We start from the raw sequence: 264 nt of genomic DNA, 5'->3' as shown, positions 1-264 counted from the left end.
TAGTTGCAATTTTACCTTCTTCAAAATCTTTAAAAAAATGCTGAGTATCTGGATTAACAGGGATATTATCTATTGCAAAGCTGCTCAAAGTATCAGAGTTGATGCGGCGGCGCTTTTCTATCTCTTGTCGACTAACAAGAATAGGTCGATCGCCAACAATCGGTGCTTTAGATTTAGAATCTTCCATACTAGCTCCTATCAGTAGTAATAAAATTGTTCAGCAAGTCAGATAGTCTTCTATCTAGACAATCTTTCTCTCATTGC

The 264-nt window shown here is 36.7% G+C and carries 1 protein-coding gene; it reads right to left on the bottom strand.

Annotated elements, in window-relative coordinates; all coding sequences use genetic code 11:
* Window positions 1-187 (bottom strand): hypothetical protein (locus CXF62_RS01515; protein WP_145990527.1); only part of this gene is annotated, 187 nt, incomplete at its 3' end.
* Window positions 188-264: the final 77 nt, after the last annotated feature.

This window comes from Psychrobacter sp. MES7-P7E (genome assembly GCF_002863645.1).
Lineage (GTDB): Bacteria > Pseudomonadota > Gammaproteobacteria > Pseudomonadales > Moraxellaceae > Psychrobacter.
This window is presented reverse-complemented; position numbering and strand designations above follow the sequence as displayed.